Origin of the sequence: Burkholderia thailandensis E264, assembly GCF_000012365.1 — a bacterium.
GTDB classification, from domain to species: Bacteria; Pseudomonadota; Gammaproteobacteria; order Burkholderiales; family Burkholderiaceae; genus Burkholderia; species Burkholderia thailandensis.
This window is the reverse complement of record NC_007651.1, coordinates 1,031,483-1,040,460: the sequence shown is the minus strand read 5'-3', so window position 1 is coordinate 1,040,460 and position 8,978 is coordinate 1,031,483. Positions and strand designations below refer to the sequence as shown.

14 protein-coding genes and 2 pseudogenes are annotated in these 8,978 nt (G+C 66.7%); 9 read left to right on the top strand and 7 right to left on the bottom strand.

Annotated features, from left to right (window positions below; translation table 11 throughout):
* The 4 genes and pseudogenes from BTH_RS16880 to BTH_RS35890 all read right to left on the bottom strand — a co-directional run.
* The gene (locus BTH_RS16880; protein WP_009892409.1) at positions 1-381 is read right to left on the bottom strand and encodes a phage capsid protein; all 381 of its coding nucleotides are present in this window, start codon (positions 379-381) and stop codon (positions 1-3) included.
* A 3-nt stretch (positions 382-384) separates the two neighbouring features.
* The gene (locus BTH_RS33685) at positions 385-1,149 is read right to left on the bottom strand and encodes a hypothetical protein (RefSeq protein WP_127446435.1); all 765 of its coding nucleotides are present in this window, start codon (positions 1,147-1,149) and stop codon (positions 385-387) included.
* A gap of 99 nt (positions 1,150-1,248) precedes the next feature.
* Positions 1,249-2,277 carry an AAA family ATPase gene (locus BTH_RS16870; RefSeq protein WP_009892411.1) on the bottom strand — a complete coding sequence of 343 codons (1,029 nt, stop codon included), beginning with the start codon at positions 2,275-2,277 and terminating at the stop codon, positions 1,249-1,251.
* Positions 2,278-2,298: 21 nt separating this feature from the next.
* Positions 2,299-2,403 (bottom strand): annotated as a pseudogene (locus tag BTH_RS35890) (toprim domain-containing protein); the annotation flags it as partial.
* Positions 2,404-2,523: 120 nt separating this feature from the next.
* Between BTH_RS35890 and BTH_RS16865 the strand changes: the two are divergent.
* The gene (locus tag BTH_RS16865) at positions 2,524-2,784 is read left to right on the top strand and encodes a hypothetical protein (RefSeq protein WP_009892412.1); all 261 of its coding nucleotides are present in this window, start codon (positions 2,524-2,526) and stop codon (positions 2,782-2,784) included.
* A 120-nt stretch (positions 2,785-2,904) separates the two neighbouring features.
* Here the strand turns inward: BTH_RS16865 and BTH_RS16860 are convergent.
* Positions 2,905-3,075 (bottom strand): annotated as a pseudogene (locus BTH_RS16860) (transposase); the annotation flags it as partial.
* Here BTH_RS16860 and BTH_RS34530 point away from each other — a divergent pair.
* The 5 genes from BTH_RS34530 to BTH_RS16840 all read left to right on the top strand — a co-directional run bounded on the left by BTH_RS34530 (position 3,053) and on the right by BTH_RS16840 (position 5,546).
* Positions 3,053-3,196 (top strand): hypothetical protein, encoded by a 144-nt coding sequence (locus BTH_RS34530; protein WP_009892413.1) that lies wholly within the window; start codon positions 3,053-3,055, stop codon positions 3,194-3,196. The pseudogene BTH_RS16860 and the gene BTH_RS34530 overlap by 23 nt on opposite strands.
* Positions 3,197-3,262: 66 nt before the next feature.
* Positions 3,263-3,625 (top strand): hypothetical protein, encoded by a 363-nt coding sequence (locus tag BTH_RS16850; protein WP_009892414.1) that lies wholly within the window; start codon positions 3,263-3,265, stop codon positions 3,623-3,625.
* 8 nt (positions 3,626-3,633) lie between these two features.
* The gene (locus BTH_RS31235) at positions 3,634-3,891 is read left to right on the top strand and encodes a hypothetical protein (protein WP_009892415.1); all 258 of its coding nucleotides are present in this window, start codon (positions 3,634-3,636) and stop codon (positions 3,889-3,891) included.
* Between the two features lie 88 nt (positions 3,892-3,979).
* Positions 3,980-4,204 carry a hypothetical protein gene (locus BTH_RS16845; protein WP_025369510.1) on the top strand — a complete coding sequence of 75 codons (225 nt, stop codon included), beginning with the start codon at positions 3,980-3,982 and terminating at the stop codon, positions 4,202-4,204.
* Between the two features lie 190 nt (positions 4,205-4,394).
* Positions 4,395-5,546, top strand: coding sequence for a serine hydrolase (locus BTH_RS16840; protein WP_009892417.1), 1,152 nt, complete (start codon positions 4,395-4,397; stop codon positions 5,544-5,546).
* A 99-nt stretch (positions 5,547-5,645) separates the two neighbouring features.
* Here the strand turns inward: BTH_RS16840 and eco are convergent, their stop codons facing one another.
* A complete protein-coding gene (gene eco, locus BTH_RS16835; RefSeq protein ID WP_011401901.1) occupies positions 5,646-6,185 on the bottom strand; it encodes a serine protease inhibitor ecotin in 540 nt (179 codons plus the stop codon).
* A 171-nt stretch (positions 6,186-6,356) separates the two neighbouring features.
* Here eco and BTH_RS16830 point away from each other — a divergent pair, with 171 nt between their 5' ends.
* Positions 6,357-6,725 carry a hypothetical protein gene (locus BTH_RS16830; RefSeq protein ID WP_009892419.1) on the top strand — a complete coding sequence of 123 codons (369 nt, stop codon included), beginning with the start codon at positions 6,357-6,359 and terminating at the stop codon, positions 6,723-6,725.
* A gap of 515 nt (positions 6,726-7,240) precedes the next feature.
* On the opposite strand, the gene BTH_RS33680 is transcribed toward BTH_RS16830, so the two are convergent.
* On the bottom strand, positions 7,241-7,612 hold the full coding sequence (locus tag BTH_RS33680; RefSeq protein WP_009892420.1) for a hypothetical protein: 372 nt from the start codon (positions 7,610-7,612) through the stop codon (positions 7,241-7,243).
* A 158-nt stretch (positions 7,613-7,770) separates the two neighbouring features.
* Here BTH_RS33680 and BTH_RS16820 point away from each other — a divergent pair, with 158 nt between their 5' ends.
* Positions 7,771-8,151: a DUF5594 family protein gene (locus BTH_RS16820; protein ID WP_009892421.1), complete on the top strand. Its 381-nt coding sequence runs from the start codon at positions 7,771-7,773 to the stop codon at positions 8,149-8,151.
* A 210-nt stretch (positions 8,152-8,361) separates the two neighbouring features.
* Positions 8,362-8,865: a YbhB/YbcL family Raf kinase inhibitor-like protein gene (locus BTH_RS16815; RefSeq protein ID WP_009892422.1), complete on the top strand. Its 504-nt coding sequence runs from the start codon at positions 8,362-8,364 to the stop codon at positions 8,863-8,865.
* Positions 8,866-8,978: the final 113 nt, after the last annotated feature.

Sequence of the window (8,978 nt, the reverse complement as noted above, 5' to 3'; positions counted from 1 at the left end):
TCAGAACTGGTAGTCGATCGTCACGACCTTCTTCTCGTCCGTGCGCACTGCGCCGTACGACTCGCCGATGTAGATCTGGATCGCGTTGCGCTTGTCACGGCGCGGGCCGATGTCGATGTCGCGGTTCAGGCCGACACCGAACTGCGTCGACGACTTCGCATACGCGCACGTGGTCTTCACCGTGCCGTTCGTCGCGAGCGCTTCGTACGGCACCCACGTGAAGCCGAGCCAGTGACCCGACAGCTTGCCGTCCTGCAGCATCTGCACGGCCATGAAGTCGGCGGACGTGAGCGTCGTGTCGCTCAGGATGTAGTCGGCCCGCCGCACGTCTTCGAGGACGCGGAACCAATCGACGGCGCGGGCGGGCTCGACTCGGGTCATGCGTTACAGCGCTCCCACGAGTGCGCGCAGCTTCGTTTGCAGGTCGCCGAGCACGATCGCCTCGCCGGCTTCGAGCTTCTGCAGCAGCGACTGCGCGTGCGGCTTCGCTTCCGTGGCGGCGTTGTACAGCCCCTGCCACTTCGCGACCTCGGCGTGCGCGTCGGTGAGCTGCTGCTCGAGCGAGGCGATTTCAGAACGCAAGGCATCCGCCACGGTGCCGACGCCGAGCGATGCACCCTGCGCAGACGATGCAGTGTCGCTTACGGATTGGCCGCCCGCAGGCGACGCACCGACGTTTCCCGCGTCACCACCATCGAGGGCTACACCACTCTCCGTCAGGCTCTGCGAGGCATCCACGCTGCCCGTCGCATTCGCGGGCGTCGAAGCGGCCGCGCCCAGGGCAGCGCTCGGCTCCCCCGACGCCGCGACCGCCGGCGTGTCAGCGGAGGTCGCGAGGGTTGATGCGCTCGATGACGATTCGCCCGTGCTGGTCGCGGAAGACGTGGAGACAGCCGAATCCGCAGCGGATGATGTCGACGCTGACGTCGAAAGCGTTGCGCTCGAATCGCTCGTCGAAATCGGCATGGAACTGTCGGAGCCATTCGCGGCCGACTCCCCCGTCGTGGCCGTGCCGACCTCCGTATCGAGTGGTGCATTTTGCGGTATAGCGACCGCGTTTTCTGCACCACCAGCCGCCAAAGCCGTATCGGACGGTGCGGTTTGCGGTACAGGCTCGGTGCTGCTCGGTGCTGCGTTGATGTCGCTCATGCTGCTCTCCGTTGGTGCTGCTGGTTGTCGCGGCCGATCTGGCCGATGGGTGTGGCAATGAGCAAATCCCGCCCGGCCGTAGAATCGAGGTCGCAACAACTACCGAAACCACCTTGAAGGGGATTCACATGGGGAAAAGTCTGAACAGGCCTGGCGACTGGGCGACGCTGCAGGTTTCTGAAACGGCAGATAGACGTGCGGCTGCCGGTACGAACTGGTGCTGAACTGCTGAGCGGCTCGGTTGAAGAACAACGCGAGCTTCCGCTGTTGCACGTCGCCGTTCCGTTGCTTGTGGAGCTGCAGGTAGGCATCGGGCTCGTCGTCGCCGTACTCGACCTCGTGCTTCTGCGCCGACCAGACGCTGAACACGTTGTCGGCCGCATCGGTAATCACGCCAGCACCGGCAACGTCCTGCTTCCCGGGAATGTGCTTCTCGTCTTGGCTCTTCCGGGGATGCGCTACCAGATGCACGTGCGTGCCATTTGCTCGAGCCCAGTTCGCGAGCATCCGCATCGCGTCCTTCTGCGCGGTGATTGCACCGGGCCCGTCCGACTGAACGTTGGTCATCATCAGGCTATCGATCACGCAGTGACGAATGCCGTAGCGCTTGTAGGCGTAGGTGAACACGGTCAGCAGGCGTTCGATCGACGCGGTACCGACGACGGCGAATGACCACATGCGATCACGCAACCACTCGGCCATAGCGTCGAGGTATTCCGGCGTCGGCCGATCCAGCCCGCCCAGCTGCTTCGCGATCCGTTTGCCCTGCCGAACCGGCGTCATCTCGCCCGAGAACACACAGGCTCGTTCACCTTGGTTCATCAGGCCGAGCAGCACCTGGTTGAGCAACAGCGACTTCCCGTGACCGTTGTATCCGGACCAGACCGTAATCTCGCCCTGGCGGAACTCGAACCACGGCTCGCTGCGCCCGCAGAACGACAGGAACGGATCGTGGGCATCGTCCGAAGCCGGGTAGAACAGCGCCTTGACTCCGCTCCAGAACTCCGAGATCGACTTCAGCTCGTCCGGGTCGAACGTGCGGCCGGCGTCCATGCAACGTTGAAAATCCTCCTGCGTCGCGCCGGACAGCAGGAAGTCGTTCGCGTCCTTCGCGCCGTCGAACGTCACGCAGCGGCACCGCTCGAGGCCCAGACGGTTCGCGACTTCACGGGCCCCCTTCTTGCCCGCGTCGTCGTTGTCGTAGCAGAGGAAAATCTCGCTGAACTGTTCGAGCCGTGACCAGTCGTTGTCGATCCACTGGTGATTACCAACAACACAGATACAGTTCGATCAGTTGCGCGCCCATCTTATGAAACAGCCGACCGCGAAGATTCCGGGAACCAACATCGAGTATTACGGCACGGTGGACGTCCGATGAGAACGCTCTTGCGCCTCGCCATCGCGGCCGTTTTGACGCCCTTCGTTTTCTTTGGGCTTTCCCGCATCGACCCGCTCGCGCATTGGGTCGGCAGTGATGAGGCGTGGAACCTGCTCGGTCCGCTGTTCCGTTTGTTCGAAGTGACCGGGATCGAAGGAGAAGAAAACGTCTTGCTGGCTGTGCTGCTCGTCGCAAGCTTTTTCGTCGCCGGCCTCGTCGTGCTGCTCGCCTCGAGACTGCGCCGCTCGCGCGCGTAGCAGTCACTTAGGCGCCGCTACCATGTCGCCTGCGGGATAGAGTTGCAACATCGCGCGCGCGGCTTCGGCGTTCGACGAAATGCTCCGACTGGGCTGGGCCGCGGTGAGCGCCTACGGCTAGACCGCCTCGATCGCTTCGGGGAAGCCGCGCAACCCATCGACCACCGCGATCAGGATGTCGTGCAAGCCGCGGTTCTTCAGCTCGTTGAAGACCTTCAGCCAGAACTTGGCGCCTTCGGTTTGCTCGATCCACAAACCCAGTACTTCCTTGCGGCCGTCGGCGCGGCTGCCCGCCTATTTCGCGAGCCGCGGCCTGTCGATCGCCGCGACCGATGCGCCCGTGGAAATCGGCGAAATCGGCGAGCAGGTCGGCTGGACGAAGTCGCTCGAGCACTGCAGCTCGCGCGATTAGCTGCGCTATCCGGAGATCGTCTCCGGCGAGCGGTTCGACCGTCACGTGTCGCACCGGACCTGCGACATGACCGCGATCGACCAAGATCTCACCGGCTTCGACTTCACGTGGTCGTCGTGCTGCTTCGAGCAGATCGGGTCGCGGCAAACGGGCCTGCGGTTCGTCGTCGACAGCGTCGAGCAGACGCTGTACGACCGCGGCATCGCGTACTACGCGATCGAATTGAATCTGTCGCCGAACAAAGGCACGCTCGATCATGGGCCCGTCGTCTTCTATCGGGAGCGCGACATGCGCGCGCTCGTCGAGCGTCGAGCGTCGAGCGTCTGCGAGACCTCGGGCACGAGGTGCAGCCGTTCGTCGCCGCGCCGGATTCGCGTTATCTCGATTCGTGCGTCGATCTGCCGCCGTACCGGCAAGCCCCGCATCTGAAGCAGTGGATGGCGGCGCACGTCGTGACGTCGGCCGGCATCGTCGTGCGGAAAAACGGGCTGCGCGACAAGCGCGAACAGTCCGGCGCCGATATCGGAGCGACAAGGCCGCGCCGCCATCGGCATCCGTCCATTGCGCCGGCAAGCGCGACGCGTGCCTTGCAACACCGCGAGCTTTGCTGCGATGATTACCACCGATCCGGTGTGCGGGATGCGGCACGCGCACGCGAATCCGCCGGCGACCCAACGTCGCCTCCGACGATGTGAGGCCGCATTTGCCGGCGATGCGTCGAACGCCGCCCGCCCCCCCACGCTCTGTCCGCATGCGGTGGGTCATGAAATGTTCCGACTCGAAATGAAAGCCACTCCGCCCGACCCCGCTGCCCCCAAACGCCGACGCCCGTCGAACCTCACGCTCAACATCTTCGCCGTGCTGATCGGTGTCGTCACGTTCGGCCTCGGCGCGGCGTGGGTAGTCTACACGTGGCTCGTCGACCGCGAAGCCCCGTATTTCGCGATTCCGCTCGTGTTCTCGGTGCCGGTGATCGTCGCCGTCGCCGTGCGCAGCATCTGGGAGTAACGCGCATTCGCCTGCGAAGGCGGCGCATCGCACCCGCCGCTATTGGCCGCGGCTCACCCTTGTTCTCGCCGCATCGCCCGTCGATGCCATCGAAGCCTCCGAAATCGCCGCCGCCGCGAATTTCCCGGCCGCTTCGCTGTCCTACCGCGCAACACGCTCGTCCGATTCCCCCGTATCCCGCTCGTCCCCCATGCCATTCACACCGCATCGCCCAAGCCCCCGCCTGTTCCTCGTCCGTCTGCTGTTCGTCGTCTGCGTTTTCTGGATTTCGTCCGTGGTGAGCGTCGCATTCGCGTCGCCCGCCCGCGCGGCGGGCGCGAACTGCGCGCGTGCATCGGTCGCGCACGGCCACGCGTGCCGCGTCGCGCGCCACGCTCACACGAAGCGCACGAAGCACGCGAAGCGCACCACCCACGCACGGCATCATGCGCCGCACGTGAAGCACAAGCGCGTGGCCATTCCGCGGAAGACCGGGCATCGCGCGCGCACGGCCGCGCATTCGCCTCATCCGAAGCGCAAGCGCCCGCGCACGCCGCGCCGCGCCGTCGTCGCGGCCGCGAAGCCGCAATTGCTCGCGCGCTGCGGCTATACCGCCGCGTCGCGCCATCTGCTGCGCTCGCGCGCGATCTACGTCGTCGACGAACGCACGGGCACCGTATTGATCGAGAGGAACGCGAATTGCGTCGTGCCGATCGCGTCGGTCACGAAGCTGATGACGTCGATGGTCGCGCTCGACACGCGCGCGCCGATGTCGCGCCCGCTGCGCGTGAGCGCGCAGGACCGCGACTACGAGAAGTTCACGGGATCGCGCCTGAAGGTCGGCTCGGTGCTGCCGCGCCGCGACATGCTGCACATCGCGCTGATGTCGTCGGAAAACCGCGCGGCGGCAGCACTGTCGCGCGACTATCCGGGCGGGCGGCCCGCATTCGTCGCCGCGATGAACCGCAAGGCGCGCACGCTCGGCATGAAGCACACGCATTTCGTCAACGCGACCGGGCTGTCGCCGCGCAACGTGTCGACGGCGCGCGACCTGTCGCGACTCGTCGCCGCGGCGAGCCGCTATCCGCACATCAAGTCGTTCTCGACCGATACGTCGAAGACGGTCTTCCCCGGGCGCGGCCAGTTGCACTACGTGAATTCGGACGCGCTCGTGCGCGCGGGCGACTCGAGCATCGTGCTGCAGAAGACCGGCTTCATCAACGAAGCGGGCCACTGCGTGGTGCTTCGCTACGCGGTGCGCGGCCGGCCGGTCGACATCGTGCTGCTCGGCGCGCCGGGGCCGCACGATCATGTCGCCGACGCGGCGAAGATCCGCCGCTGGCTCACGTGCTCGATGCGGTGACGCCGCCACGGCGCGGCCGCCGCCGAGGCGTCGCGACGCGATCCGCGCGCGACGCCTCGCGCCATGATCGCCGCGGATCGTGGCGATCGGCTGCGCCGCTTACTTCTCGACCGCGCGCGCCACTTCGTTCGACCCGTACCACAGCCGGTAGCGCACCTCGAACTCCTTCGGCACGTACACGACGATCGGCAGACGGCTGTTATAGCGAAGCAGATAACCGCTGCCTCGCACCGGCACGAACGCCTCCTGCGGTTCCTGGCCCGGACAGGCCATCAGCGTGGCGGCCGGCCCCTTCGCATCGGCGAGCACGTAATACGGATAACCCCAGCCTTGCACCGTTTCGTGCTTGAGGTCGCCGCCGAACCAGTGCTGATTGCAATCGACCTTGATCGTCTTGCCGACGACGAGTTCGACGCGAATGTCTTCTTCCAGCTTTTCGGCGGGCAGCACGATGACCTCGCGCTTCTGCCCCGCCTGGGCGGCCGGGAACATCTTGATGTCTTCCGCGGACGGCTTCGGCGACGATGCGGCGTCGGCGCCCGCAGCGTGCGTCGACGTGCTCGCCGCCGACGCGGCGGCGGAGAATCCGGCGAATGCGGCGCATGCCGCCCAGGCCGCCAAGCGAGAAGCTGATTTCATACAGTGCTCCTGAAGAAGAGTGTTGAATGGAACAAAAGCGCGATGCGCGGCCGGCTTCCGCGCCTCGACCGCTTACGTGATTGTAATGTGCCGACACAATTCGCTTCGCACGGAGGCGGTCGGCACACATCACAATGAAAACGACAGGCAATCAGGGAGAAGGAGCAAACCATGCTGAAACTCGTCGCTTTGCTCGGAGCCGCGGCGCTCCTGGCCGGTTGCGTCGCCGTGCCGGACGACGGGTACGGCTATGGCTACGCGCAGCCGTACTATCCGGGCGGCTATGCGTATGGACCGGGGTACGCGCCCGTGTACGGAACGGTGAACATCTGGGGCGGCGGCGGATGGCGCGACCGCGATCATTGGCGCGGCGGCGACGACCGCTGGCGCGGCGGCAACGGCTGGCACGGCGGGCGCGGCAACGACTGGCGTGGCGGGCAAGGCGGCCGTGGCCCGGCCGGCGGCCGCAACGTCCGCGACGGCAACGATTGGCCAAGTGGCGGCGACCGCGGCGGCGGCGGCCGCGGCGGACGGCACTGATCGACGCAAGCCGCGGATTTGCAACCAGTTGTATCGAACATGTGATGCGGCGGGGCCATCGCGAAGTGTTACGACAGGCTTCACGAGCACGCTGTCGTGCCGGTTCGTGATCGGCGTTTCGCATATCGGAGACGCCGTTGCCATGACTGACCGATGCGCCGCCCCGTTACGCTCTTCCAGCGCCGATGCGCTCGACCGCGGCGCGCGCATGGGCCGCATGGGCCGCGCGTCACGCGTCACGGCTCCGATGCCGCATCGTCGCCGAGGGGCGGCACCGCTACGAATGCGGCGGTGATTCACGCGATCCCGGCGGCGTTTCGTCGAACCACGGCGGTTCTCGTCTCCATCAAATCATCGAAGGCGGCAAGGCCGGCTCGCGCGATTCGGCGCGTGCCCACGCGCGTTGCGCCGAAGAGGCGCGTCACCGGCCCGCCACCCGGCCGAGCGCGTCGATACGCCCATCCGCGCATTGGCTCTCCCACTCGTCGAGCCGATGCGGCAGCGCGCGGCCATGCTCACCATCCGGCAGGCTGCGGTTGCGCGTAGCCGTATCCGCGATAGCCATCGTCATCGTATGCTTGCGCGCCGCAACCGACGTATGCGCGCCGATAAGAGTCATAGCAATAGCCCGCGGGCTGGCCGCCGTACGGGGGCGCCGGCCGATATTGCGCCGGCTGATAGGCAGGCGCCTGATACACCGGAGCAGGATAAGCGGGCGCCGCATAGGCGACTGCCGGCGCGGGATTCAGCGCGGACGTCACGATCGCCCCCAGCACCGCGCCGCCGATCAGCGCACCGACGATGTCGCCGCCGCGATCGTGCGCGCTCGCGGGCCCCGCGAGCGCGAGGCTGCCCGCCGTCAACAGAACTGCCGCGATCTTCTTCATGATGGACTCCGTCGAACGTGATGCATGACGAGGGCCATTGTGGGCACCGTCGGCCGTAATAGATGCAGCAAGTGGTAACGCGGCATTACGCGCGTCGCGCCCTCGCTCGTGCACGCATGCGCCGTGCTACGATTTTCGGCACAAAGGAGACGCCGTCGATGAGCCCAGACACTGCCCGCCGATTCGATACCGAGTTCGCGCCGCGCATTGCGCGCGCCATCGCCGATTTGCTGACCCATCGGGCGAACACCGAGGTCGTCGGCTACGGCGGCCATGGCCATCCGACGCAGGTGCGGATTGCCGCGCCGCCCGCCGAGCACGTGCGCGGCTACGCACACCCGCTGAACATCGCGCTCACGTGGGACATCGATGAGATCGAGCGCCTGATGGCGGAGGACGGCGCCGCGCGCTTCGAGCGCTATCTGGCGGCGCTGCCGCGCAAGCTGCCCGCGTGGGAAAACGCGCGCGGCATCGACTTCGGCTCACGCACGCAGACCGATGCACTCGTGCTGCTCGGCGGGCTCGACTTCGAGGCGTGAAAGCGGCGCGCGACCGCGGGCGAGCCGTATCGCACGATGCGTCGACGGTATCCGGCACGGCATGAGGCGGTGAAGCGGTGAGGCGGCGCGCGCCCCGACTTCACGATTCGAACGCCGGTGATACACTCGACCGGCTCACGCCGACGCTCGCGCGCGTTCGTCGCCGCGACGCGCAGGCGCCACTCTGTCGAACTTCACAAGGAGGCCCCCATGGCTGATTTCCGGCTTTGGACTGACGAGTTTCCGGCCAACGGCTTCATGCCGAAGGCGCAAGAGTACAAACACGAAGGCTTCGGCGTCGACGGCGGCAACCGCTCGCCCGCGCTCCACTGGGAAGGCGTGCCCGCCGATGCGAAAAGCCTCGCGCTCACGGTCTACGATCCCGATGCGCCGACGGGCAGCGGCTTCTGGCACTGGACCGTCGTCAACATCCCGGCCGGCACGACGAGCCTGCCGCAGAACGCGGGCGCGGCGGGCAGCGCGACGCTGCCCGCAAGCGCCGTGCAGGTGCGCAACGACTACGGCGACGAAGGCTTCGGCGGCGCCGCGCCGCCGCGCGGCGACAAGCCGCATCGCTACGTCTTCCGACTGCACGCGCTGAAGGTCGACTCGCTGCCCGTCACGAAGGACACGACCAACGCGGTCGCCCGCTTCATGATCCATCTGAACGAAATCGATTCGGCCACTTACACCGGCCTCTACGAACTGAAGTAAGCCGTCCCGGCCGGGCATTCCGCCCGGCCCTTCGCCGCCGGCCGCGCGACTCGGCGCGCATGCCGGCGGCCGCGTCCGCAACGTACTCGCCGCCCCTCGCCTCGCCATCGCCT